Consider the following 23,157-nt stretch of genomic DNA (forward strand, 5'->3'; position numbering starts at 1 on the left):
AGAAAACGGGGCCCCCGATCGGGGACCCCGTTCTCGACGTGCGTGACCTCAGCGGCCGGAGGTGATCTCCTCGCGGGTGCCCGGGCCGCTCACCGGCGGGACGGCCGGGGACACCGGCGCCTCGACCGGCTTCTCGACCGGGAAGAAGAAGCCCTTGACCGCGGGCGCCAGGGCGCCGAGGCGGTTCATCTTCTTCGGGACGACCCAGCCGGCGTAGTCCAGCGGGAGCGGGTGGCCGTGGTCGTCCACCGGGCCGAGCGGCTGGTGGACCTCCTCGAACTTGCCGTTCGGCAGGCGCCGGATGATGCCGGTCTCCACACCGTGCGCCAGCACCTCGCGGTCGTGCTGCTGCAGACCGAGGCAGATGCGGACGGAGATGTAGTAGGCCAGCGGGGGCAGCAGGATCAGGCCGATGCGGCCCGCCCAGGTCATCGCGTTGAGGCTGATGTGGAACTTGTCGGCGATGACGTCGTTGGCGCCGGAGATCGTGGCCACCATGAAGAACGTGAAGGCCATCGCGCCGACACCGGTGCGCTCGGGCGCGTCCCGCGGGCGCTGCAGGATGTGGTGGCTCTTGTGGTCCTTGAGCCGCCGCGCCTCCATGCTCGGGTAGAGCATCGGCAGCGTGAACAGCGCGCCGAGGCCGACCACGGCGGGCCAGAACAGCGGCGGGATCACATAGCCGTCACCGATCGGGATGTCGATCTGCCAGGCGGGCATGAGCCGGACCAGGCCGTCCATGAACATGACGTACCAGTCGGGCTGGCTCGCCGAGGAGACCTCGGCCGCGCGGTAGGGGCCGAACAGCCAGATCGGGTTGATCTGGAAGAGGCCGGCCATCAGCGCGATCGTGCCGAAGACGGCCATGAAGAAGCCGCCCTGCTTGAGCGCGTAACGCGGGAACATGCGCTCGCCCACGACGTTGTCGTTGGTCCGCATCGGGCCCGGCCACTGGGTGTGCTTCTGCTTGAAGACGATGCCCAGGTGCGCCGCGATCAGGGCGAGCAGGCCGCCCGGGATCAGCAGCACGTGCGCGATGTAGAACCGGCCGATGATCAGCTCGCCCGGGTACTCCCCGCCGAAGACCGCCGCCGAGAGCCAGGTGCCGATCACCGGGATGGACAGCATGATCGCCGAGGCGATGCGCAGGCCCGTGCCGGAGAGGCCGTCGTCCGGCAGCGAGTAGCCGGTGAAGCCGGCGAAGAAGCCGAGCAGGAAGAGGATGACGCCGATCGTCCAGTTGGCCTCGCGCGGCTTGCGGAACGCGCCGGTGAAGAACACGCGGGCCATGTGGATCACGATGGACGCCATGAACAGCAGCGCCGCCCAGTGGTGCATCTGCCGCATGAACAGGCCGCCGCGCACCTCGAACGACAGGTGCAGCGACGACGCGTAGGCCGCGGACATCTCGGTGCCACGCAGCGCCGTGTAGGGCCCGTCGTAGGCGACCTCGCGCATGGACGGGTCGAAGAACAGCGTCAGGAACACGCCGCTCAGCAGCAGCACGACGAACGAGAACAGCGCGATCTCGCCGAGCAGGAACGACCAGTGGTCGGGGAAGACCTTGTTCAGCAGTCCGCGCAGGGGGGTGGCGGCCTGGAAACGGTCGTCGACACCCTTGCCGATGTTAGCGGGGACCTGGGCCAGGTCCAGCTTCCGGCGTTTCATGGCCGCTCCCAGAAGTCGGGTCCGACAGCTTCCCGGAAGTCCGACCTTGCCACGAAGAAGCCTTCCTCGTCCACCTCGAGGGGCAGCATGGGCAGGCGGCGGCTGGCCGGACCGAAGATCGGGCGCGCGTTGTCGGTGATGAGGAACTGTGACTGGTGGCACGGGCAGAGCAGACGGTTGGTCTGCTGCTCGTAGAGGCTGGCCGGGCAGCCGGCGTGGGTGCAGATCTTCGAGTAGGCGACGTAGTTGCCCCACATGCCGCCCTTGTTCACCTCGTCGCCCTCGGCGGCGGAGCGGGTGCGCTCGGCGTCGTCGGCGCGCAGGTGCACGAGCAGGGTGGGCGAGTCGGCGTGCTCGTTGGTCGCGCCGTGCGGAATGCCCGGGAAGACCGTGATCTGGCCGCCGACGCTCACGTCGTCGGGCCGGACCGGCGAGCCGTCCTGCCGGGTGAGGCGGACGAGCTGACCGTTGTTGCTCACGGGGTCGAAGCCGGTGTGGTACATCATCGGCTCGTCACCCTTGTGCGGGTTCTCGATGAGGCCACCGATCAGCGGGGCGGCCGCGGCCACGCCCAGCGGGGCCAGGCCCAGGGCGATCGCGCCCTTGAGCAGCGGCCGGCGCTGCACGCCCAGCTCGTCGACCATGTAGACCATGGTCTGGCCGGTGATCAGCCGGTCGTCGTCGCTGGAGGGCTGGTTGTGCCGGTCCTGGATCGAGACCTCGTGCGGCAGCAGCTTCTTGGCCCAGGCGAGGATCGCGATGCCCAGGAGGAAGAGCGAGAGGCCGAGCGTGATGCCCAGGACCGGGGTGAAGTAGTCGCCCATCGAGCGGCCCAGCTCGGCACGCCAGGGCCACACGATGAAGGCGACCACGAAGGCCAGCGCGAAGAGGCCGGAGACGAGGAACAGCAGGGCGATGTTGCGCACGATGCGCTTCTCCGCCTTGGAGTTCTGCCCGTCGAACTGCGACTCGTACGTGACGATCTCGATGTCGTCGCGCCGGGCGCCCTCACGGACGATGTCGAAGCGCGACAGCTTGGGGTCGTTGACGTCGACCGGCTCGGTGCCGGTGCTCGTGCCGTGCGACCCACCGTGCGTGACGGTCATGACTTCCCCGCAATCCACAGCGCCGCGAAGACCAGGAGCGTGATGCCGACCACGAAGATCGCCAGACCCTCGGTCGACGGTCCGTAGCCGCCCAGGTCGAACAGGCCGCCCGGGTCGGTGTCCTCCTGGAGCTGCAACGAGATGTAGGTGATGATGTCCTGCTTCTCGCTCGGTGTCAGCTCGTTGTCACCGAAGACCGGCATGTTCTGCGGGCCGGTGAGCATGGCGCCGTAGATCTGCTCGGCCGTCGGGTCGTGCAGGCTGGGCGCGAACTTGCCGGACGAGAGCGCGCCGCCTGCGCCGCCGAAGCCGTGGCACTGCGAGCAGTTGAGCCGGAACAGCTCACCACCGTTGGACAGCGCCTCGGGGTCGGACTCGACGTCCTTGGTCAGCGAGCCGGCCGGGATCTCCGGGCCGCCGCCGAGCTCCTGGATGTACTGCCCCAGCTGCTTGGTCTGCGTCTCGTCGAAGACCGGGCGCTTCTGCTCGGCCTGGGCCTCCTGGCGGGTCATCGGCATGCGGCCGGTGCCCACCTGGAACTCCACGGACGCGGAGCCGACGCCGATGAGGCTCGGACCGCGGCCCTCGACGCCCTCGGCATTGCGACCGTGGCACGTGATGCAGCTGTTGTCGAAGAGGGCCTTGCCCTCCTGGGCCGCGGTGGAGAGCTGCCGGTCGTCCTCGGCGAAGGCGCCGGGCGCGAAGGCGGTGTAGACGCCTCCGGCCAGGGCGAGCGCGGCCAGCATGCGGACCGCTGCACCGATACGCCGGCGAGCCCGGCTGGGCGCGGAACGCCGCCGGGTGAACACCCGGAAGCGCCGTCCGGCGGGGGTGTCAGAAGTCATGGGCTGTGTCCCTCTGGGTGTTGACCTTGAAACTCACGGACGGCGGCGGGCTACTGCAGCCAATAGATCATGGCGAACAGCGCGATCCACACGACATCGACGAAGTGCCAGTAGTACGACACCACGATCGCCGAGGTCGCCTGGGCCGGCGTGAAGCGGCCCATGGTCGTGCGGATCATGTAGACGATGAAGGCGATGAGCCCGCCGGTCACGTGCAGACCGTGGAACCCGGTCGTCAGGTAGAACATCGAGCCGTACCCGTCGCCGTTGAGCTTGATGCCCTCGTGGACGAGATTGCGGTACTCGTTCGCCTGGCCGAGCACGAAGATCAGGCCCATGACGAAAGTGATCGTGAACCAGCGCCGCAGCGCGAACACGTCACCCTTCTCCGCCGCGAACACGCCGAGCTGGCAGGTGACGGACGAGAGCACGAGGATCACCGTGAACGTCGTCGCGTACGGGATCTTGAGAGCTTCGGTGTGCTCTTCCCACATGCTGTAGTCAGCTGCGCGGATCGCGAAGTACATGGCGAACAACGCCGCGAAGAACATGAGCTCACTGGAGAGCCACACGATGGTCCCGACGCTGACCATGTTGGGTCGGGTCAGCGAGTGGATCCGGCTCTTGTCGATGGCTGAGGCCGCTGTCACGGGCTCATTATTGCCCCGCGATCACCTCAACGTGTCGCGGGGGGCCTAATCCGGTGTGTGTCGTGGCCCGGTAGAACGCGCGCACCCCGTCCGGGCATAGCCTGAAGTGGTGCAACACGTCGAAACGGCCACGCTCGCGGCGCCGGCGGGCGATACTGTCCCCCCGCCGTTCACCGTCGGCGCCATCTTCACCGAGATCCGGCTGACCAGCCTGATCGCGCTCTTCCTGCTGGTCGCGGCGGCGCTCTACCTGTACGGCGTGCACCGCCTCAGGCAGCGCGGCGACCACTGGCCGGCGGGCCGCACCGCGGCGTTCCTCGCCGGCGGGCTGGGGTCGATCGCGGCCGTCACGGTGACCGGCATCGAGGCGTACGACACCACGCTGCTCAGCGTGCACATGGTGCAGCACATGGTGTTGTCCATGGTGGGCCCGATCTTCCTGGCCCTGGGCGCCCCGATGACGCTGGCGCTGCGCACGCTGCCCAAGGACGGGCGCAAGGTGCTGCTCGCGATCGTCCACAGCCGGTACGTCCGGGTGCTGACGTTCCCGCTGGTGGCGTTCGGCATCTTCATCGCGAACCCGTTCGTCCTCTACTTCACGGGGCTCTACCGGGCCACGCTCGAGCACGCCTGGCTGCACGAGTTCATCCACGTGCACTTCATCGTGACGGGCTGCCTGTTCTTCTGGCCGCTGCTGGGGCTCGACCCGCTGCCGAACAGGTGGCCGTACCCGGCTCGCGCCCTGCTCATGGTCCTGTCCGTGCCGTTCCACACGGTGCTCGGCCTGACGATCATGCAGAGCAAGGACCTGCTGGGCGGCGACTGGTACCCGAACCTGCACCTGAGCTGGATGGATCCGCACAGCGACCAGGTCACGGCGGGCGGCATCCTGTGGGCGGGCGGCGAGATCGTGAGCGTCACGATGCTCGGCATCCTGGTCCTGCAGTGGATCAAGCAGTCCGAGCGCGAGGCCCGCCGGGTCGACCGCGCCCTGGACCGGGCGGAGGCGGAGGAGGCGGCCGCGGCCGCGGATCCGCCCGCCACGTCCGATGTGACGGAAGAGACGGAAGAGACGCAGGCCACGTCGCCCGGCGCGGCGAGCAAGATCACAAACCCGCACGCCACGACCGGACCACGCACCGACCCCGAGTGACCGGGCGGGTACCATCAGCGGGCATCTACGAGCGTCGGAAGCCGGGGCAGATCAATATGAGTGATGCCAGCAAGACCGAGCCGAGCACCTACACCGTCCTGCTCTACAGCGACGACAGCGCCGTCCGCGACAAGATCCGCCTGGCGATCGGCATCCGCCCCGCCGCGGACCTGACCGTGGAGTTCGTCGACGCGTCGACGTGGGAGGACTGCCGCCGGCTCCTCGACGAGTACGAGATCGACCTGATGGTCCTGGACGGCGAGGCGAGCCCCGCGGGCGGCCTCGGCATCGCCCGGCAGACCAAGGACGAGTATGCGGACCCGCCGCCCACCTGCGTCGTCATCGCCCGCGCGGCGGACCGGTGGCTCGCCGCCTTCGCCCAGGTCGACGAGACGCTGACCTTCCCGCTCGACCCGGTGACCACCGGCCGCACGGTGGCCGGCATGCTGCGCGCCCGCCGCTCCGGCGCGGTGCCGCTCGGCACCCTGGGCAAGCTCGCCTGATCCCGGCCCGGGTCCGGTCCGCCGGGCCCGGGTTTTCCCGGCCGCCATCCTGGCCTGCACAGGCCAGGTGATCCGCGCCGAGGTTTGAACCCCGATCCGCTCGCTCCCCCCGGAGGCCCCCATGGCCACGCCCACCTGGCCCGATCTGCTCGGCACGCTGCTGCGCGCCGAGGAGCTGCCCCGGGAGCACACGGCCTGGGCCATGGGCGAGATCATGGCGGGCAACGCCACCCCGGTGCAGATCGCCGGCTTCGCGATCGCGCTGCGCGCCAAGGGTGAGACGCCCGCCGAGCTGTCCGGCCTGGTCGACGCCATGATCGCCAACGCCACGCCGGTGGACCTGCCGGAGGAGACCCGGGCGGACGCCGTCGACGTGGTCGGCACCGGCGGCGACCGCGCCCACACCGTCAACATCTCCACGATGGCCGCGATCATCGTGGCCGCCGCCGGGGTGACGGTCGTCAAGCACGGCAACCGCGCGGCCTCGTCGGCGTGCGGCACGGCCGACCTGCTCGAGTACTTCGGCATCCCGCTCGACCTGGGCCCCGGGGGCGTGCGCCGCACCGTCGCCGAGGCGGGCGTCGGGTTCTGCTTCGCGGCCCGCTACCACCCGGGCATGCGCCACGCGTCGGTCCCGCGCCGCGAGCTGGGCCACCCCACGTTCTTCAACTTCCTCGGCCCGCTGTCCAACCCGGCCCGCCCCCGCAACGCCGCGGTCGGCTGCTTCGACCTGCGGATGGCCCCGGTGATGGCCGAGGTGTTCGCCCGCCGCGGCGACTCCGCCCTGGTCATGCGGGGCGAGGACGGCCTCGACGAGTTCACGACGGCCGCGCCCACCCGGGTCTGGCTGGTCCGCGACGGCGAGGTGACGGAGTCGCTGGTCGACGCCGAGGAGTTCGGCCTCCCCCGCAGCGCCCCGGGCGCCCTGCGCGGCGGTGACGCCGAGTTCAACGCCGGCGCGGCGCTGCGCGTGTTCGCGGGCGAGAAGGGCCCGGTCCGCGACGCCGTCCTGCTCAACGCGGCCGCCGCCTTCGCCGCGCACGACGGCTTCCCCGGTTCCTTCGGCGAGGCCATGCGGGCGGGCATCGACCGCGCCGCGAGTACGGTGGACTCCGGCGCCGCCACGGCCCTGCTCGGCACGTGGGTCGAGGCCGCCAAGCGGGCCAAGGCCGCCGAGCAGTAGGCCCGGCCCGCCCCCACCGACGACCACAGCAGAGACATGGAGGAAACCCTGTCCGCGACGGCCGGACATCCGATTTGTCCCAACACGCCGGGGCGACGTCCCACCATTGCCCGGCGGAGTCGTGACAACGTTTGAATGACATTCGGGTAATTCCACCTTCCGACGAAGAGGAGCCACCCGTGGACGAACGAGAGCTGCGCTGCGTCCTCTGCGACGCCGAGATGCCGTTCGAGGTGCCGCCGTGCACCGACGGACACGACGACTGCCCCGAGCTCGTCTGTACCCGCTGCGGTGCCGCCGAGATCCTGGCGCCCCTGGAGATCCGCGTCTGGCTGCGCCCCAACGGCAACCGGGTCGCCCCGCTCCAGCGCACAGCCGCCTGAGCCGCCTTCCGCCGCCCGCCCCGGCCACCGGGGAGGGCGGCCCCTCTTCCGGCCGCCCACGCGCCTCTCAGCCCCGCAACGTCTCCCTGGGCGCACCAGGGGGCCACCCGCCTCGTCAGCACGCCCTCGGGCGCCTGCGCACTGGGGCGATGAGCTTTTCGCGACGCGTCGATGCACTGCGCGGCGGGATGCCCGGGCGTGCGGCCGGCCGGATTGCCGCTGCGACACACGCGTGACAGCGCCCTCCGGCGACACCGGCAGCCTGCGCATCCGGCGACAGCATCCGGCGACACCGGCAGCCTGGGCGTCCGGCGAACACCGGCAGCCTGGGCGTCCGGCGAACACCGGCAGCCTGGGCGCGGTCACGCCCATCGACGCCGGCCCGCCGTACCCGGGAAAGGCCGGAAACGCAGAAGGCCCGCACCGAAGTGCGGGCCTTGCGGGAAACTCAGCGGGTCAGTGCTCGACCGGGTGCCGGGTGCCCGAGTAGTACTCGAAGAGCAGACCGCAGGCGGCGAAGACCACCATGATCATGCCCAGGGCGATCAGCCACCACATCCAGAAGACCAGGCCGAGGCCGGCGGTGGCGGCGGCCAGCGCGAGGCCGAAGGGCCAGTAGCTGCCGGGGCTGAAGAAGCCGATCTCGCCGGCGCCCTCGGCGATCTCGCCGTCCTCACGGTCCTCGGGGCGGTCGTCGATGCGCCGGGCGACGAACCAGAAGAAGCCGCCGCACATCGAGCAGAGCAGGCCCGACAGGACCAGCGCCACGGTGCCGATCCACTCGAGGTGGCCGACCTCGCCGTGGGTGTAGAGGCCGTAGACGATCGCCGCGCCGAAGAGGAAGACGGCGACGCCCGCGAAGATCTTGTATTCGGTCTTCAACTTGGTCCCCTACTTCCCGAGCGCCGTGGTCTGGCCGGACTGGTTCCAGGAGTCCGTGTGACGGCGGCTGTCGTACGGCTGCGTCGTCACCGCGTAGCGCTGGTCACCGGTGAAGCCGATGGCCTCCATGGCGTCCTCGGTGGTGGCGCCGCCCTCCTTGGCCTGCAGGAAGGTGTCGAACTTCTCCGGCGAGACCACGACGAGCTCGAACTGCATGAACGCGTGGTACGTGCCACAGAGCTCGGCGCACCGGCCGACGTAGCGGCCCTCCTTGTCGAGGGTGACCTCGAAGGCGTTGCGCACGTTGCCCGGGAAGACGTCCCGCTTGAACAGCATCTCCGGCACCCAGAACGAGTGGATGACGTCCTTGCTGGTCTCCTCGAACCGGACCTTCTTGCCGGTCGGCAGCACGAGCAGCGGGATGACGTCGGTCGAGCCGAGCGTCGAGGCGACCGTGTTGGCGTCCTCGCCCATGCCGTCGCGGTAGTTGAACTGCCAGTTCCACTTGAACGCGACGACCTCGACGGTCATGTCGGGCTTGGCGGAAAGCTTGTCCACCTCGGTCTGCACGATCGCGGTGTAGTAGAAGAGCACCGCCACGATCAGCACCGGGGTGACCGTGTAGAGGACCTCCATGGGCATGTTGAACCGGGTCTGCACCGGGAGCTTGTCGCCCCGCTTGCGGTACCGGATGATGCACCAGAAGATCAGGCCCCACACGAAGATGCCCACGACGAGGGCCGCGATCACCGACGCGATCCACATGTCGTACATGTCGTGTGCCTGCTCGGTGATGCCGTGCTTGGGCCAGCCGAAGCCGCCCATGGCGTCACCGATCTGATCGGCCGAACAGCCGGACAGCACGGCGAGCAGCAGAGCACCACCGACACCGAGCCCGGCGAGCCGAACGACGCGAGGTCGCGCGACCGAACTCCTTGAGACCACCTGCTCCTGCCTCCCTAGAGCACCGCCCGGTGCCAGCGAAATCCGGACACCGACGGCAAGGTGTCACCGACGGTCGCACACTACTCGACCTGCCGAGGCCCTCTGCCTGCCGGGGGTCGGATCTTGCGGGCACACCCCCGTTGCCGTGACGATACCGTTCTCTGGTGGAAGCCGACGCTTATTTGGACGCCGCGAGCGCGGCGCCGCTGCATCCGGTCGCCCGGCAGGCACTGCTCGCGGCGCTGGAGGACGGCTGGGCGGACCCGGATCGGCTCTACGCCGCGGGCCGGCGGGCCCAGCAGCTGCGGGAGGCCGCGACGGCCACGGTCGCGAGCTGCCTTCAAGTACGGCCCGACGAGGTCAGCTTCTGGCCGTCCGGCACCGCCGCCGCGCACGCCGCCGTCCTGGGCGGACTCGCGGGACGTGTCCGAGCAGGCCGGACGTTGGTCCACTCGGCGATCGAGCACTCCGCGGTCCTGCACGCCGCCGCCCGCCACGGCGACGCCGCCGAGGTGGGAGTGGACCGCCTCGGCCGCCTCGACCTGGACGCCTGGGCCGACGCCGTCACCCGCCCCGGCGTGGCCCTGGCGAGCCTGATCAGCGCCAGCCACGAGGTGGGCACCGTGCAGCCGGTCGCCGCGGCGGCATCGCTGTGCGGCGACGTGCCCCTGTACGTGGACGCCGCCCAGACGGTCGGCCATGCGCCCGTACCGGCGGGGTGGTCGTTGTTGTCGGCCAGCGCGCGCAAGTGGGGAGGCCCCGCGGGCGTCGGCGTGCTGGTGGTGCGCAAGGGCACGCGATGGGTGTCGCCGCACCCCGGTGACGATCTTCACAGGCCCCGGGCACAGGGGACGCTCGACCTGCCGGCGGTGGTCGCGGCCGCGGCGAGCCTGCGGGCCGTCCTGGCCGAGGCCCAGCAGGAGTCCGTACGCCAGAGCGCCCTCGTCGGCCGCATCCGCGCCACCGTCGCGGCGACCGTCCCCGACGTGGAGATCATCGGCGACCCGGACGACCGGCTGCCGCACCTCGTCACGTTCTCGTGCCTGTACGTGGACGGGGAAGCGCTGCTGTACGCCCTCGACCGGCGCGGCTTCGCGGTGTCGTCGGGCTCGTCGTGCACGGCGTCCACCCTGCGCCCGAGCCACGTGCTGGAGGCGATGGGAGTGCTCAGCCACGGGAACGTGCGCGTGTCGCTGCATCCCGGCGTGTCGGCCGCCGACGTGGACCGTTTCCTGGCGGAGCTGCCGGGGATCGTCGCCGGCCTGCGCGCGGAGGCCGGCCTGTGACGGCCCGCCGGTGTCTATTTTCGATCACGGCCGCCGGCGCTCCGACCGTCGTCGACCCACGCGGGCGTCTCCCGATGGTGGCGGTCGGGCCATGACCGTCGTCCACTCCCGCGGGCTCCTCCCGACGGTGGTCGGGCCATGACCGTCGTCGACTCGCGCGGGCGCCGGTGTCCTCTGCCGATCATCGATCTCGCGCGGGCGCTGCCGGAGGTCGAGGTCGGCGGCCTGATCCGGGTGCTGGCCGACGACCCGGCCGCGGCCAACGACATCCCGGCGTGGTGCCGGCTGAAGCACCAGGAGTACGCGGGAAGCCCCTCCCCCGGCGTCTACGAGGTGCGGCGGCTCAGCTGACGGTCACGGGCGCAGGTAGTTCACGACCGGCGGGACGGGATCCTTGGCCAGGTGGGTGTCGACCACCACGCGGGGACCGAGATAGGGCTCGTACGCGGCCGGCTGTCCCGCCGCGCCGGCGCCGCCCGCTTCCAGCCGGCGCCGCAGCTCCTCGTCGTCGCCGCACACCACCTCGACCACCCGCAGCGGCACGTCGAGGCGCTCGGCGAGATCCGTCCACAGCTGCCGCACCGCCCGCACCGGGTTCACCGCGTCGATGATCACACTGTGGCCGAGGGTGAGTTGCGTCTCCGCGAGTGCGGCCACCACGCCGTAGGCGGCCAGGCCCGGATCGCGCACATCGTACGTTCGCAGGGCCGAGTCGACGGTGTCGACCGCGAGGACGACCGCGGGCAGGGCCGCCCCCACCTGCTGCGCCAGCGTGGTCTTTCCCACACCCGGCAGCCCGGCGAAGACGGCCAGCACCACAGTCGTTCTCCTCGTTCGCTTCCGTGCGGCCCGCGGAGCGCGGCTCAGGCTTGCGTCAGCCCTGCGCTCGCCTCCGTCATCGGCCCTCGTCCTACGCCAGCCTTCGTCGCCCGCGGGGTCTCGTCAGACCGTCGCCCGTCATCGGCCCCGTGAGGCCCTTGTCACGCCTTCGTCAGGAAAGGCTGGATCTCGGCGGCCGCCTCATCACCGTACGAGTCGGCGAGCCGCTTGAGGAACAGATCGGGCCGGATGTCGTACTCCTGGCCGCCGTCCGTCTCGAGGACGTGCGCCGCGACCAGGGAGCCGGCCTGCGCCGCCCGCTCGAGCCCCACGCCCCAGCTGAGCGCCGCGAAGAAGCCGGCCCGGAAGCCGTCGCCGACCCCGGTCGGGTCCTGCGGCACGACGTCCCGCGCGACCGGCACGTGGATCCGCTCGATGTCCCGCCCGGTGATCTCCACGCCGTCCGCGCCGAGCGTGGTGACCCGGATCGTCACGTGCTCGAGCACCTGGTCGCCGGTGAGGCCGGACTTGGTCTCCAGCAGCGAGCGCTCGTACTCGTTGGTGAGCAGGTAGCGCGCCCCCTCGATGAGCGGCATGACGTCCTTGCCGTCCATCCAGGCGAGCTGCTGCGACGGGTCGGCGGCGAACGCGTAGCCCCGGGCCCGGCACTCCTCCGAGTGGCGCAGCATCGCGGCCGGGTCGTTGGCGCCGATCAGCACGAGGTCGAGGCCGCCCGCGCGCTCCGCGACGGGGGCGAGCTCGATGTTGCGCGCCTCGGCCATCGCGCCGGCGTAGAACGACGCGATCTGGTTCAGCTCCTCGTCCGTCGTGCAGACGAACCGGGCGGTGTGCAGCACGTCGCTGACGTGCACGGACCCGCAGTCCACCCCGTGCCGCTCGAGCCACGACCGGTAGTCGGCGAAGTCGGCACCAACCGCACCAACCAGAATCGGGCGGAGCCCCAGCTTCCCCATGCCGAACGCGATGTTCGGCGCCACGCCGCCGCGCCGGACCACGAGATCATCGACGAGGAAGGAGAGGGAGACCTTGTGCAGCTGATCGGCGATCAACTGCTCGGAGAACTTGCCGGGAAAATGCATCAGGTGGTCGGTGGCGATCGAGCCGGTAACGGCGATCTTCATGGCGGCCCTCGGGGGTCGGGTGCGATTACCCCAGGAGCCTACCGGGGGTTCGCATGCCGGACATCCCCGCGTCGTCCCGCTTCCACCACGCCGAGAGCAACCCTCGAGCGCGCCGGGCGTGTCACGCAACCGCCCGGACCGCTTCGGCGCGGGCGTTCGCGCCCGGCCGGCCGGCACCAGCACGAGCGGCACTGCCCTGCGTCGAGCGGCGCCGACCAGGAACGAGCGCGCTGACCGGGAGCGAGCGACGCCGAGCGGGAGCGAGCGACGTTGACCGGAGCGAGCGACGCTGACCGGGAGCAAGTGCGCTGACCGGGAGCGAGCGGCGCCGACCGGGAACGAGCCCGCTGACCGGGAGCGAGCGGCGCTGACCGGGGACGGCGAAGGCCGCCGGTCCCGGCTGGGGACTGGCGGCCTTCGGGGCGTGCGGTGGCGGCTCGGGGCCGCCGGGCGGCTCAGTGGAAGCTGTCGCCGCAGGCGCAGCTGTTCTGCGCGTTGGGGTTGTCGATCGTGAAGCCCTGGGCGTCGATGCGGTCCGCGAAGTCGATCGTGGCGCCCGCGAGGTAGGGGGAGCTCATCCGGTCGACGACGACCTCGACGCCGTCGAAGTCGCTGACGACGTCGCCGTCGAGCGAGCGCTCGTCGAAGAAGAGCTGGTAGCGGAGGCCGGAGCAGCCGCCGGGCTGGACGGCGATGCGCAGCCGCAGGTCGTCGCGCCCTTCCTGCTCGATCAGGGCCTTGACCTTGACAGCCGCGACGTCGGTCAAAATGACGCCGGTCGGCGTGGCCGTGGTGGCCTCGGTCGACTCGGTGTGCGCTTCAGTGGTCACGTGCGGTTCTCCCTGCCGGTCAGCTGATGTGCCGTAGAGGTCAACGCTAACTCTCCCGGGCCCTATTCCCAATCGGCAGGTGCGAGATGTCGGCCACCGGAATCCCGGAACGCGCTCAGCGGCTCCACTGCCGGGCCAGCCGGGCGCCGATCTCGCGCAGCCCCGCGGCCGGCTCGGCGAGCGCGCGCTCGGTCGAGCCGTAGTGCTCCACCAGGGCGTACGTCTCGGTGACGCCCGCGGCGGCGGCCTCGCGGTGGCCCGTCTCGTTGCGGCCGGCGACGACGACGCAGGGCAGGCCGTGGTCGCGGGCCTGGTTGGCGATGCCGGCGGTCACCTTGCCGCGCAGGGACTGGTGGTCGAAGGAGCCCTCTCCCGTGATGACCAGCTCCGCGGCCGCCAGCGACGCGTCGAGGCCGATCAGGCGGGTGACGAGGCCGATTCCGGAGACGACCCGGCCACCCAGGGCCAGCAGCGCCGCGCCGATGCCCCCGGCCGCGCCCGCCCCGGGCATCGAGGCCAGACCCTCGACCCCAAAAGCCTTCTCGAGTACGCCGGAGAAGTGCTCGAGCGCGGCGTCCAGTCGCATGACGTCCTCGCGGGTGGCGCCTTTCTGGGGCCCGAAGACGTTGCTGGCCCCGTACAGGCCGGTCAGGGGGTTGTCCACGTCCGTCGCGGCGACCAGGCTGACCTGGCGCAGCTGGGGCGTTCCGGCGAGTGCTTCGGCCGTACCCAGGGCTGCTCCGCCGTAGGGAAGCGCGTAGCCGCCGACGTCGACCGGCCCCGCACCCAGCGCGGCGAGCATCCCGGCGCCGGCGTCGTTGACCGCCGATCCGCCCAGCCCGACGACCACCTCGGAGGCGCCCGCCTCGACCGCGGCCGCCAGCAGCAGGCCCAGCCCGTACGACGTCGTGGTGTTGGGGTTGCGCTCCTCCGCGGTCAGCAGGTGCAGGCCGCACGCCTGGGCGCTCTCGACATAGGCCGTGGTGCCGGCGAGCAGCACCTCTCCGCGCACCGGGCGCCCGAGGGGGTCGACCGTGGCGACCGTTGTCCGGCGGCCGCCGAGCGCGGTGCCGAGCACGTCGACGAAGCCGGGGCCGCCGTCGGAGAGCGGCCGCAGCACGCACTCGTCGGCGGGCGCGACCTCGTGCCAGCCCTGCGCCACGGCGGCGGCGACCTCGGCGGCGCTGAGCGTTCCGGCGAACTTGTCGGGGCAGATGAGTACGCGCACGAGCAGAAAGTACAGGTTTCGCTCAGCCTCGGCTGGCAACGTTATAGGCATGCCCACGCTTGTTCAGAGACTGCAGAAGTTCCTTGCCAGCCCGCAGGGCCAGAAGGTGATCTCCGAGGGGCGCCGCCAGCTGGCCAAGCCGGAGAACCAGGCGAAGCTGAAGCAACTCGCCACGCGCTTCCAGAGCCGCCGCCCGCGCTGAGGGCTTCGCCACACCTCGATCGACGTCACGCTGTGGAAACATAGTGGCGTGACGTCGACCTGGACCGAACCCGCGAACACCCCTCTCGCGCTGCTGCTCCTCGGCCAGGGCACCGACCCCGCCAGCGAGCGCGGCGTCGACTGCCCCGGCGACCTGCCCGCGCCCAGCGACCCCGACCTGGTCGCCCGGGCCACCGCCGCCAAGGCCGCCCTGGGCGACCGCGTCTTCGTGCTGGGCCACCATTACCAGCGCGACGAGGTCATCCAGTTCGCCGACGTCACGGGCGACTCGTTCAAGCTGGCCCGCGAGGCCGCCGCCAAGCCCGACGCGGAGTTCATCGTGTTCTGCGGCGTGCACTTCATGGCCGAGAGCGCCGACATCCTGACCAGCGCCGCGCAGCAGGTCATCCTCCCCGACCTGGCCGCCGGCTGCTCGATGGCCGACATGGCGGTGCTCGGGCAGGTCGAGACCGCGTGGGACCAGTTCGCCGACCTGGGCATCGCCGGCGACATCGTCCCGGTGACCTACATGAACAGCTCCGCCGACATCAAGGGCTTCGTCGGCCGCAACGGCGGCGTCGTGTGCACGTCGTCGAATGCGGAGCGCGCGCTGCGGTGGGCGTACGAGCAGGGTCAGAAGGTCTTCTTCCTCCCCGACCAGCACCTGGGCCGCAACACGGCCGTCCTCGAGATGGGTTTCGACCTCGACGACTGCGTGCTCTACGACCCGCACAAGCCGCAGGGCGGGCTGACGGCCGAGCAGCTGCGCGACGCGAAGATGATCCTGTGGCGCGGGCACTGCTCGGTGCACGGGCGCTTCACGATCGACAGCGTGCGCGAGGTGCGCGAGCGGGTGCCCGGCGTCAACGTGCTGGTCCACCCCGAGTGCCGCCACGAGGTCGTGCGCGCCGCCGACTACGTGGGCTCGACCGAATACATCATCAAGGCGCTCGACGCCGCGCCCGCCGGGTCGGCCTGGGCGGTGGGCACCGAGCTCAATCTCGTCCGTCGCCTGGCGCTCGCCCACCCGGACAAACAGATCATGTTTCTCGACCGAACGGTCTGCTACTGCTCCACCATGAACCGCATCGATCTGCCGCACCTCGTGTGGGCGCTCGAGGAGCTGGTGGCGGGGCGCGTGCCCAACCAGATCACGGTCGACGAGGACACCGCGAAGTACGCCCGCGTGGCCCTCGACCAGATGCTCGCCCTCCCGTAAGTCCGTCACGTTGAGTAGCGGATGATAAGCCCAGCGCTCCGCCGTACCTTTTTCTTGGCTTAATCATCAGCAATTCGTGCCGCGCTGGGCGTTGTGGTGATTTTCGCGATGGTCACGCAGGGCTATGCTGCCCGGGCGGCTGCCTCCGGTGTACCCCCCACCGCCGGCAGCACCCCTACTCGCTCCGGGCGCGCTGATGCGCCCGCCTCAGGAGGTTGCGTTGACCGACGACGTCCTGGCCGTCCACGGCGGTACGCCGCTGAACGGGCAGATCCGGGTCCGTGGCGCCAAGAACCTGGTTTCCAAGGCCATGGTGGCCGCCCTGCTCGGGGAGACCCCGAGCACGCTCTTCGACGTGCCGCGCATCCGCGACGTCGAGGTCGTCAGCGGCCTCCTCGAGCTGCACGGCGTCAAGGTGACGAAGGGCACCGACGACGGCGAGCTGATCATGGACCCCACGAACGTGGAGAGTGCCAGCAGCGACGAGATCAACGTCCACGCCGGCTCCTCGCGGATCCCGATCCTGTTCTGCGGTCCCCTGCTGCACCGGCTCGGGCACGCGTTCATCCCGGACCTGGGTGGCTGCCACATCGGCCCGCGGCCGATCGACTTCCACATCCAGGCGCTGCGCGAGTTCGGCGCGATCGTCGACAAGACCCCCCAGGGCATGCACCTGACGGCCCCCAACGGCCTGCACGGTACGAAGCTCGAGCTCCCGTACCCGAGCGTCGGCGCGACCGAGCAGGTCCTGCTCACCGCCGTCCGCGCCGAGGGCGTCACCGAGCTGCGCAACGCCGCGATCGAGCCCGAGATCGTCGACCTCATCTGCGTCCTGCAGAAGATGGGCGCGATCATCAAGGTGCACACCGACCGCGTCATCGAGATTCAGGGCGTCCCCCGGCTGTACGGCTACCAGCACAAGCCGATCCCGGACCGCATCGAGGCCGCCAGCTGGGCCGCCGCCGCCCTCGCCACCCGCGGCGAGATCGAGGTCCTGGGCGCGCAGCAGGCCGACATGATGACGTTCCTCAACGTCTTCCGCTCGATCGGCGGTCAGTACGAGGTCACCGACGCCCGCGTCAGCCGCCCCGGCGTCACGGGCGTCGAGGGCGGCATCAAATTCTGGCACCCGGGCGGCGAGCTGCAGGCCGTGGCGCTGGAGACCGACGTGCACCCCGGCTTCATGACCGACTGGCAGCAGCCCCTCGTCGTCGCCCTCACCCAGGCCCGCGGCCTCTCGATCATGCACGAGACCGTGTACGAGCAGCGCCTGGGCTACACCGAGGCGCTCAACTCGATGGGCGCCACGATCCAGGTCTACCGCGACTGCCTCGGCGGCACCCCCTGCCGCTTCGGCCGCCGCAACTTCAAGCACTCCGCGGTCATCGCCGGCCCGAGCAAGCTCCACGCGGCCGACCTGGTCATCCCGGACCTCCGCGCGGGCTTCAGCCACCTCATCGCGGCCCTGGCCGCCGAGGGCACCTCCCGCGTGTACGGCGTGGACCTCATCAACCGAGGCTACGAGGACTTCGAGAACAAGCTCGCCGCCCTCGGCGCCCACGTCGAGCGCATCTGATCGCCCCAAGACCGCGTCTCCCGCCCGCCGGTGGGAGGCGCGGTTTCGGATTTGTGACCTGACTTGGCTACGCTGCGGGGGTGTCCTCGCTGTTTCGCCGCAAGTCCGCTGATCTGGTCGCCGACTCCACCGCCACGGTGACCGAGCCCGACCCTGCCACCGAGCCGGTCCGCAAGGGCTACACGCCCTCGAAGAAGGAGCTTGGCCAGCAGACGCCGAAGCGGCAGAGCAGCCAGCGCCGCCACGACGCGGCCGCCGCGCCCGCCAACCGCCGCGAGGCGTACAAGTCGATGCGCGAGCGCCAGCGGGCCGAGCGCGCCGAGGCCACCGCGGGCATGCGCGCCGGCGACGAGCGTTACCTGCTCGCCCGGGACCGCGGGCCCGAGCGCAAGCTGGTCCGGGACATCGTCGACTCCCGTCGCACGGCCGGCACCTGGTTCTTCGGCGGCGCGATCCTCGTCTTCATCGGCTCGCTCGGCAACATGCCGATCCAGGTGCAGCTGGCCGCCAACCTGCTGTGGGCGCTGCTCGCGATCAGCGTCATCGTCGACAGCTTCCTCATCTCGCGCCGGATCAAGAAGCTGGTGACCGAGCGCTTCCCGGACACCAAGGAGCGGATGGGGTCGCTCTACCTCTACGGCATCATGCGCGGCATCTCGTTCCGCCGGATGCGCGTGCCGAAGCCGCAGGTGGAGTTCGGCGCCAAGATCTGACCCTGCTGGCATTCCCCGGCCTGGGCGTCCCCGGCCTGGGCGTCCCTGGCCTGGCGTCCCCGGCCTGGCGTTCCCCGGCCTCGTGTCCGCCGCGCGGGCCGGGCGCCACAGGGGCAACCCGTCACGAGGAACGGCCGCCGGTGCCCTCGCGGTGCGCGGCCACCGGCATCCTCGCGGAGCGCGGCCACCGCAACGCGACTCGCCGCCGCTGCGAAGCGTGCGCACCTCGGAGCCAGACAGGCATCGGCGGCGCGGAGCTAAATGGGCGCTCGCGGCGGGTGGTTATTGCAGTCCGGCGAGGCGGAGCAGGGCGGCGGTTGCTGCTGCCGCCACGACGACCACGACGAAGGGTGCGCGGCGGGCGGCGAGGAGCGCTCCCACCAGGACGCCGAGCGGCCGCGCCGGGCCCACGAACGCGGCGCTCTCCGTCAGGGCTGCCGTCGTGGCCAGCGCCGCGAGCAGGGTGGTTGCCGCCATGGGCAGGAGGCGCTGGACCGGTTCCGAGAGTTCGAGCCGGTCGCGGAGGAGGACCCCGCTCAGCCGCATCGTGTACGTCCCGACGCCCAGGACGAGGATGGCCACGAGCAGTGTCATGAGTCACTCCCACGGGGGCTACCGGACCGCGGACCAGCGCCGGGGCGGGAGCAGCTGACGGCAACGGGCTCGGCGCGAGGAACAACGTCCGGGCCGGGGACGCGCTCGGCGCGAGGATCAGCGTCCGGGCCGGGGACGGGCTCGGCGCGAGGATCACCGTCCGGGCCGGGGACGGGCTCAGCACTCGGACCGGAACCAGAAACGGCCTGAGAGCTTGGACCGGCGCCGGGGCCCGGACCGGATGCGCGGCACGAAGAGGACCAGCAGCCCGAGCAGCGCACACAACACCGGCAACCCCGCGGGCAGCACCGGGGTCAGCAGGACGGCCAGCGCGGCCCCGGTCACCGCCGCCGCCCGGGTCGCCCGGTCGCCCAGGGCGGGGAGGATCAGCGCGATCAGGCCGGCCGGGAACGCCGCGTCCAGGCCCAGCACCTCCGGGTCGCCCGCGGCCGTGCCGATCAGGACGCCGAGCGCCGTGCCCACGTTCCAGGAGGTGAAGAGCGTGAGGCCGATCATCCAGTACGTGCGGCGGCGCCGGGCCGGATCCTTCTCGCGCAGGGTGAAGGCCACCGTCTCGTCGGTCATCAGGTGGCTGCCGAGCAGGCGATCGCGCCACCGGGGGCCGATCGTGTCGGCGACGGCCATGCCGAACGGCAGGTGGCGGGCGTTCAGGAGCAGGCCCGCCAGCACGGCCGCGACGGGGTTGCCCGCCGCCAGCAGACCGGCCGCGAGGAACTGGGCGCCCCCGGCGAAGACCAGGGTCGACATGGCGAAGGGCACCCAGAGCGGCAGCTCGTACGCCACGGCGATCGCCCCGAAGGACCCGCCGACCGCGATCATGGCGGCCGCGATGGCAGCCGCGTCGCGAAGCAGAGCACCGTCCCGGGGCGAACCGGCCGGGCGGGAACGGGACAGCGCGCCGCCCCGAGGCGGTGTTCGCTTCGACGTACGCATGGTTCAAAATAATGAACGACCCGCCTGCCGTTCGTCAAACCGAACGACCCGACCGACGGAGTGAACATGGATCAGTCCGCGCCGCCGCTCGCCACCATCGCCACGGCCCTGCGCCGGGAACGGGAGCGGGCCGGCATCTCGCTCGCCGAGCTGGCCCGGCGGGCGGGCATCGCGAAATCCACGCTCTCCCAGCTCGAGAACGCCACCGGCAACCCGAGCATCGAGACGCTGTGGTCGCTCGGCGTCGCCCTGGGCGTACCTTTCAGCAGGCTGGTCGAACCGCCCGCGCCCACCGTGCAGGTGATCCGGGCGGCGGAGCAGACGCGGCTGCACGCCGACCACGCCGACTTCGTGGCGCGGGTGCTGGCGACGGGGGCCCCGCAGGCGCGGCGTGACCTGTACGTGCTGGAGCTCGAGCCGGGATCGCCCCGCCAGGCCGAGGCGCACATTCCGGGCACGGTCGAACACATCGTGGTGGCCGCGGGGCTGCTCCGGACGGGGCCGGCCGGCGAGACGACCGAGCTGGCGCCGGGCGACTACGCGTCCTTCCCCGGCGACGTGCCGCACTACTACGAGGCGCTGAGCCCGGGGACGTGGGCGATCCTGATCGAGGAGTATCGCTAGCCGGCGGCGTAGAGGCGGGCCACGACGTCCTCGATGTCCGGCTCCTGGAGCGACAGGTCGCGCAGGCCCACGGCGGCCAGCGCGCCCGCGACCGCCCCGGCCGACGACGAGACCAGCTCGAAGGTGACGCGATGGCCGTCGGCCTCGGTGGTCACCAGGTCGGCGCCCGGGACCACGAAGCCGGGCGGCAGCGGGGCGTCGAGGTCCGCGACCAGGCGGCGGCGGGAGCCGTACCGGGAATGGAGGTCCTCGATCGTGCCGTCGTGCACCACGTGACCGTGATCGATCACCACCAGGCGGCGGCAGAGGCGCTCGATGTCGGCCAGGTCATGCGTGGTGAGCACCAGCGTGACGTCGCCGCCCGCGCCGAGCTCGGCGAGGAAGCCGCGGACCGCCTGCTTGCTCACCACGTCGAGCCCGATCGTCGGCTCGTCGAGGAACAGCACCTCGGGGCCGTGCAGCAGCGCCGCGGTCAGCTCGCCGCGCATCCGCTGGCCCAGGGACAGCTGGCGGACCGGCGTGTCCAGGAACTCGTCGAGGCCGAGCAGCTCCCGGCAGCGCCGCAGGCGGGCGGCGTGATCGGCGGGCGGCACGCGGTAGATGTGACGCAGCAGCGTGTACGACTCGTGCAGCGGCAGGTCCCACCACAGCTGCGAGCGCTGGCCGAAGACGACACCGATCCGCAGCGCGAGGCGGGTGCGCTGCGGCACCGGGGCGAGGCCGCAGACCGACACCTCGCCCGCGGACGGCGTCAGCACGCCGGTGAGCATCTTGAGGGTGGTCGACTTGCCGGCGCCGTTCGGGCCGATGTAGCCCACCATCTCGCCCCGGGCGATGCTCAGGTCGATGCCGTCCACGGCCGCCACCGTGCGTTTCTCGCGGCGGAACGTGCCCTTGCGGACCCGTACCGTGAAGTCCTTGCGCAGGCCCCGCATGTCGATGACGCTGGTCACGCTGCTCCCCTCAGGATCCCGTACTCCGGTAGTGCTTGATGCCGGCGCGCCACACCAGGGCCGCCACGCCGGTCGCGACCAGCGCGAGCAGCGGCGACAGGAAGCCCGTCCAGGCGGGCAGGCCCAGCGGATCGGCGCGGCCCAGCAGCGTCACCGCCGGCTGGTAGGCCACGAAACCGAAGCCCAGCGCGTACGCGAACAGCGCCCGGAACCAGCCCGCATAGACCGACACGGGGTACGCCGTGAAGTCCCGCCCCCCGTAGGTGAACGCGCTGCCCACCTCGCCCGAGTCGATCCACCAGAACGCGGTGCTCGCACTGATGACGAAGATCGCCCCGAAGATGACAGCCCCGGCAACAGGAGCTGTGATCACGAGCACGACGCGTGACGCGTCCCACGGGATGTCGTTCAGGTTCAGGGCCACGATCAGGGCGGCGAGGCCGACGAGCACGCGCAGACCCTTGCGGATCGGCAGGTCCATGAGCAGCAGCTGAGGCAGCGCGCGCAGGGGCCGGACGAGGACGGCGTCCAGGGTGCCGCTCCGCACGTACGTCTTGAGGTGATCGACGTTACCCACCACCAGGTCGGCGGCCGCGAAGGACAGCGACGAGAGGCTGACAACGAGCAGCCCCTCCGCCAGGGTGAAACCCCCGACGGTCCGGGTCGCGCGGAACAATACGAGCACGGTCACCACGTCGAGCGCCGACGAGAGGACATTGCTGAGCAGATCGACCGCGAAGGAGGTGCGATAGGAGAAGACCGAGCGCCATTGCCCCTTGGCCAGGGCGACGTACGCGTTCACCTCACCCACCCTGGGCCACCAGTCGCCGCTGCGCCCGGTGCTGGACCAGCCGCGCCAGCCCGAGCAGCACGAGCACCCAGATCAACTGCAAACCCACGAGACCCCACTGCTGAGGTACGGGGTCCCGCTCGACGAGCACGTCCGCCGGCGTCTGCATGAGCCCGGGGAAAGGGGTCGCCACGTAGAGGACGACGGTCAGCCAATCGGGGAGAAATCGCAGCGGGAAGTAGAGCCCGACCAGCACACCCGACGACAGGGTCCAGAAGGTCATCGGGCCGCGCACGTCGTGCAGCCAGTAGGCACTGGCGTTGACCAGGAAGCGCATCAGGAACGACGCGACGGTCGCCAGGGCGATCGAGACGGCGAAGAGGGGGACGGTGAACCAGCGCCGGGGGGCGTACAGATCGAAGAAAAGCGCGCCCACCGCGAGCGGCGGGAGGAAGCGGAAGATCAGCGCGTGCAGGGCCCGGCCCAGGTCAGCGGCGAGATAGCTGGTCACGGGGTGGACCGGCCGCAGCAGGTCGGCCGTCACCTCGCCGGTGCGGATGCGCTCGGCCAGCTCGGTCCAGCCCCACAGCAGGATGACGGCGAATAGACCCTGACCCACCCACACGTACGTGACCAGTTGCCGGGCGTCGTACCCTGCGGCCTGCTGCCCCACCGCGCCGGCCGCCACGGCGAGCAGCACGTAACACCGGAGGAACCCGAAGACGATATTGGTGAACGATCCGGCTATGGTCGCCTGCCGGTAGGACATGTACCGCCGGAAACCCGACCACGAGAGGGCACCGAACGTAGTGACCCACTCGCGTAACGGTTGGACTCGTGAGAGCAGGGGCACCCTGGCGTCGGGCAGGTCCACGCCGTTAATCTCCTTTCACGAGAACCCCGCAGCGGA

26 protein-coding genes are annotated in these 23,157 nt (G+C 71.0%); 11 read left to right on the forward strand and 15 right to left on the reverse strand.

The window, feature by feature from the left end:
- Positions 1-48 precede the first annotated feature (48 nt).
- From qcrB to ctaE, 4 genes are read right to left on the reverse strand one after another with little or no spacing between them, the layout of a single operon-like run.
- Positions 49-1,668 (reverse strand): cytochrome bc1 complex cytochrome b subunit, encoded by a 1,620-nt coding sequence (gene qcrB / locus RBH18_RS18515; RefSeq protein ID WP_306209406.1) that lies wholly within the window; start codon positions 1,666-1,668, stop codon positions 49-51.
- Positions 1,665-2,774, reverse strand: coding sequence for a cytochrome bc1 complex Rieske iron-sulfur subunit (gene qcrA / locus RBH18_RS18520; protein ID WP_306209408.1), 1,110 nt, complete (start codon positions 2,772-2,774; stop codon positions 1,665-1,667). Before qcrA ends, qcrB begins: the two co-directional genes overlap by 4 nt.
- Positions 2,771-3,619, reverse strand: coding sequence for a cytochrome bc1 complex diheme cytochrome c subunit (gene qcrC / locus RBH18_RS18525; RefSeq protein ID WP_306209410.1), 849 nt, complete (start codon positions 3,617-3,619; stop codon positions 2,771-2,773). Before qcrC ends, qcrA begins: the two co-directional genes overlap by 4 nt.
- A gap of 50 nt (positions 3,620-3,669) precedes the next feature.
- Positions 3,670-4,269 (reverse strand): aa3-type cytochrome oxidase subunit III, encoded by a 600-nt coding sequence (ctaE, locus tag RBH18_RS18530; protein WP_306209412.1) that lies wholly within the window; start codon positions 4,267-4,269, stop codon positions 3,670-3,672.
- Between the two features lie 109 nt (positions 4,270-4,378).
- Here ctaE and RBH18_RS18535 point away from each other — a divergent pair, with 109 nt between their 5' ends.
- The 4 genes from RBH18_RS18535 (at position 4,379) to RBH18_RS18550 (ending at position 7,491) form a co-directional block, all read left to right on the forward strand.
- Positions 4,379-5,422 carry a cytochrome c oxidase assembly protein gene (locus tag RBH18_RS18535; RefSeq protein WP_306209414.1) on the forward strand — a complete coding sequence of 348 codons (1,044 nt, stop codon included), beginning with the start codon at positions 4,379-4,381 and terminating at the stop codon, positions 5,420-5,422.
- A gap of 56 nt (positions 5,423-5,478) precedes the next feature.
- Positions 5,479-5,925 (forward strand): hypothetical protein, encoded by a 447-nt coding sequence (locus RBH18_RS18540; RefSeq protein ID WP_306209416.1) that lies wholly within the window; start codon positions 5,479-5,481, stop codon positions 5,923-5,925.
- Positions 5,926-6,046: 121 nt separating this feature from the next.
- Positions 6,047-7,108: an anthranilate phosphoribosyltransferase gene (gene trpD, locus RBH18_RS18545; RefSeq protein WP_306209418.1), complete on the forward strand. Its 1,062-nt coding sequence runs from the start codon at positions 6,047-6,049 to the stop codon at positions 7,106-7,108.
- Positions 7,109-7,287: 179 nt separating this feature from the next.
- On the forward strand, positions 7,288-7,491 hold the full coding sequence (locus tag RBH18_RS18550) for a hypothetical protein (protein WP_305786210.1): 204 nt from the start codon (positions 7,288-7,290) through the stop codon (positions 7,489-7,491).
- Positions 7,492-7,947: 456 nt separating this feature from the next.
- On the opposite strand, the gene RBH18_RS18555 is transcribed toward RBH18_RS18550, so the two are convergent.
- Positions 7,948-8,373: a cytochrome c oxidase subunit 4 gene (locus RBH18_RS18555; protein ID WP_306209421.1), complete on the reverse strand. Its 426-nt coding sequence runs from the start codon at positions 8,371-8,373 to the stop codon at positions 7,948-7,950.
- Between the two features lie 9 nt (positions 8,374-8,382).
- A complete protein-coding gene (gene ctaC, locus RBH18_RS18560) occupies positions 8,383-9,318 on the reverse strand; it encodes an aa3-type cytochrome oxidase subunit II (protein ID WP_306209423.1) in 936 nt (311 codons plus the stop codon).
- Between the two features lie 164 nt (positions 9,319-9,482).
- On the opposite strand from ctaC, the gene RBH18_RS18565 reads away from it, so the two are divergent.
- On the forward strand, positions 9,483-10,604 hold the full coding sequence (locus RBH18_RS18565) for a cysteine desulfurase family protein (protein ID WP_372338939.1): 1,122 nt from the start codon (positions 9,483-9,485) through the stop codon (positions 10,602-10,604).
- Between the two features lie 138 nt (positions 10,605-10,742).
- On the forward strand, positions 10,743-10,955 hold the full coding sequence (locus RBH18_RS18570) for a sulfurtransferase TusA family protein (protein WP_306209425.1): 213 nt from the start codon (positions 10,743-10,745) through the stop codon (positions 10,953-10,955).
- Positions 10,956-10,958: 3 nt separating this feature from the next.
- Here the strand turns inward: RBH18_RS18570 and RBH18_RS18575 are convergent, their stop codons facing one another.
- The 4 genes from RBH18_RS18575 to RBH18_RS18590 form a co-directional block, all read right to left on the reverse strand.
- Positions 10,959-11,423, reverse strand: a complete 465-nt coding sequence (locus RBH18_RS18575; RefSeq protein WP_306209427.1) for an AAA family ATPase — start codon at positions 11,421-11,423, stop codon at positions 10,959-10,961.
- A 161-nt stretch (positions 11,424-11,584) separates the two neighbouring features.
- Entirely contained in the window at positions 11,585-12,565 is a 981-nt protein-coding gene (locus RBH18_RS18580) for a carbohydrate kinase family protein (RefSeq protein WP_306209429.1), read from the reverse strand.
- A 455-nt stretch (positions 12,566-13,020) separates the two neighbouring features.
- On the reverse strand, positions 13,021-13,395 hold the full coding sequence (gene erpA, locus RBH18_RS18585; protein ID WP_306209431.1) for an iron-sulfur cluster insertion protein ErpA: 375 nt from the start codon (positions 13,393-13,395) through the stop codon (positions 13,021-13,023).
- Positions 13,396-13,510: 115 nt separating this feature from the next.
- The gene (locus RBH18_RS18590; protein ID WP_306209434.1) at positions 13,511-14,674 is read right to left on the reverse strand and encodes a glycerate kinase family protein; all 1,164 of its coding nucleotides are present in this window, start codon (positions 14,672-14,674) and stop codon (positions 13,511-13,513) included.
- On the opposite strand from RBH18_RS18590, the gene RBH18_RS18595 reads away from it, so the two are divergent.
- The 4 genes from RBH18_RS18595 (at position 14,673) to RBH18_RS18610 (ending at position 18,332) form a co-directional block, all read left to right on the forward strand.
- Complete coding sequence (locus RBH18_RS18595) at positions 14,673-14,825, forward strand: hypothetical protein (RefSeq protein ID WP_306209436.1); 153 nt, start codon at positions 14,673-14,675, stop codon at positions 14,823-14,825. The genes RBH18_RS18590 and RBH18_RS18595 overlap by 2 nt on opposite strands.
- A 48-nt stretch (positions 14,826-14,873) precedes the next feature.
- On the forward strand, positions 14,874-16,043 hold the full coding sequence (gene nadA / locus RBH18_RS18600; RefSeq protein WP_306209439.1) for a quinolinate synthase NadA: 1,170 nt from the start codon (positions 14,874-14,876) through the stop codon (positions 16,041-16,043).
- Positions 16,044-16,263: 220 nt separating this feature from the next.
- On the forward strand, positions 16,264-17,619 hold the full coding sequence (murA, locus tag RBH18_RS18605) for a UDP-N-acetylglucosamine 1-carboxyvinyltransferase (RefSeq protein ID WP_306209441.1): 1,356 nt from the start codon (positions 16,264-16,266) through the stop codon (positions 17,617-17,619).
- An 80-nt stretch (positions 17,620-17,699) separates the two neighbouring features.
- The gene (locus RBH18_RS18610) at positions 17,700-18,332 is read left to right on the forward strand and encodes a DUF3043 domain-containing protein (protein ID WP_306209443.1); all 633 of its coding nucleotides are present in this window, start codon (positions 17,700-17,702) and stop codon (positions 18,330-18,332) included.
- A 282-nt stretch (positions 18,333-18,614) separates the two neighbouring features.
- Here RBH18_RS18610 and RBH18_RS18615 read toward each other — a convergent pair whose 3' ends face one another.
- A complete protein-coding gene (locus tag RBH18_RS18615; RefSeq protein WP_306209444.1) occupies positions 18,615-18,926 on the reverse strand; it encodes an AzlD domain-containing protein in 312 nt (103 codons plus the stop codon).
- Positions 18,927-19,103: 177 nt separating this feature from the next.
- Positions 19,104-19,880: an AzlC family ABC transporter permease gene (locus RBH18_RS18620; protein ID WP_306209445.1), complete on the reverse strand. Its 777-nt coding sequence runs from the start codon at positions 19,878-19,880 to the stop codon at positions 19,104-19,106.
- A 66-nt stretch (positions 19,881-19,946) separates the two neighbouring features.
- Here RBH18_RS18620 and RBH18_RS18625 point away from each other — a divergent pair, with 66 nt between their 5' ends.
- Entirely contained in the window at positions 19,947-20,504 is a 558-nt protein-coding gene (locus RBH18_RS18625) for a helix-turn-helix domain-containing protein (protein WP_306209446.1), read from the forward strand.
- Here RBH18_RS18625 and RBH18_RS18630 read toward each other — a convergent pair.
- The 3 genes from RBH18_RS18630 to RBH18_RS18640 are packed head-to-tail and all read right to left on the reverse strand — an operon-like array spanning position 20,501 to position 23,016.
- Positions 20,501-21,439: an ABC transporter ATP-binding protein gene (locus RBH18_RS18630; RefSeq protein ID WP_306209465.1), complete on the reverse strand. Its 939-nt coding sequence runs from the start codon at positions 21,437-21,439 to the stop codon at positions 20,501-20,503. The two genes, RBH18_RS18625 and RBH18_RS18630, sit on opposite strands and share 4 nt — an antisense overlap.
- A gap of 28 nt (positions 21,440-21,467) precedes the next feature.
- Complete coding sequence (locus RBH18_RS18635; RefSeq protein ID WP_306209447.1) at positions 21,468-22,268, reverse strand: ABC transporter permease; 801 nt, start codon at positions 22,266-22,268, stop codon at positions 21,468-21,470.
- The gene (locus RBH18_RS18640; RefSeq protein ID WP_306209448.1) at positions 22,261-23,016 is read right to left on the reverse strand and encodes an ABC transporter permease; all 756 of its coding nucleotides are present in this window, start codon (positions 23,014-23,016) and stop codon (positions 22,261-22,263) included. Before RBH18_RS18640 ends, RBH18_RS18635 begins: the two co-directional genes overlap by 8 nt.
- Between the last annotated feature and the right edge of the window lie 141 nt (positions 23,017-23,157).

Origin of the sequence: Actinoplanes oryzae, assembly GCF_030757795.1 — a bacterium.
In the GTDB taxonomy this organism is placed as follows: Bacteria; Actinomycetota; Actinomycetes; order Mycobacteriales; family Micromonosporaceae; genus Actinoplanes.

Bases quoted from the DNA above. Each gene is read 5' to 3' on its own strand.
- RBH18_RS18615 (WP_306209444.1), bottom strand. From the start codon at position 18,926: ATGACACTGCTCGTGGCCATCCTCGTCCTGGGCGTCGGGACGTACACG.
- RBH18_RS18540 (WP_306209416.1), top strand. From the start codon at position 5,479: ATGAGTGATGCCAGCAAGACCGAGCCGAGCACCTACACCGTCCTGCTC.
- RBH18_RS18630 (WP_306209465.1), bottom strand. From the start codon at position 21,439: ATGCGGGGCCTGCGCAAGGACTTCACGGTACGGGTCCGCAAGGGCACG.
- RBH18_RS18580 (WP_306209429.1), bottom strand. From the start codon at position 12,565: ATGAAGATCGCCGTTACCGGCTCGATCGCCACCGACCACCTGATGCAT.
- trpD (WP_306209418.1), top strand. From the start codon at position 6,047: ATGGCCACGCCCACCTGGCCCGATCTGCTCGGCACGCTGCTGCGCGCC.
- RBH18_RS18625 (WP_306209446.1), top strand. From the start codon at position 19,947: ATGGATCAGTCCGCGCCGCCGCTCGCCACCATCGCCACGGCCCTGCGC.
- RBH18_RS18620 (WP_306209445.1), bottom strand. From the start codon at position 19,880: ATGCGTACGTCGAAGCGAACACCGCCTCGGGGCGGCGCGCTGTCCCGT.
- qcrB (WP_306209406.1), bottom strand. From the start codon at position 1,668: ATGAAACGCCGGAAGCTGGACCTGGCCCAGGTCCCCGCTAACATCGGC.
- qcrC (WP_306209410.1), bottom strand. From the start codon at position 3,619: ATGACTTCTGACACCCCCGCCGGACGGCGCTTCCGGGTGTTCACCCGG.
- qcrA (WP_306209408.1), bottom strand. From the start codon at position 2,774: ATGACCGTCACGCACGGTGGGTCGCACGGCACGAGCACCGGCACCGAG.
- RBH18_RS18595 (WP_306209436.1), top strand. From the start codon at position 14,673: ATGCCCACGCTTGTTCAGAGACTGCAGAAGTTCCTTGCCAGCCCGCAG.
- RBH18_RS18570 (WP_306209425.1), top strand. From the start codon at position 10,743: ATGACCGTCGTCGACTCGCGCGGGCGCCGGTGTCCTCTGCCGATCATC.
- RBH18_RS18590 (WP_306209434.1), bottom strand. From the start codon at position 14,674: ATGCCTATAACGTTGCCAGCCGAGGCTGAGCGAAACCTGTACTTTCTG.
- RBH18_RS18640 (WP_306209448.1), bottom strand. From the start codon at position 23,016: ATGTCCTACCGGCAGGCGACCATAGCCGGATCGTTCACCAATATCGTC.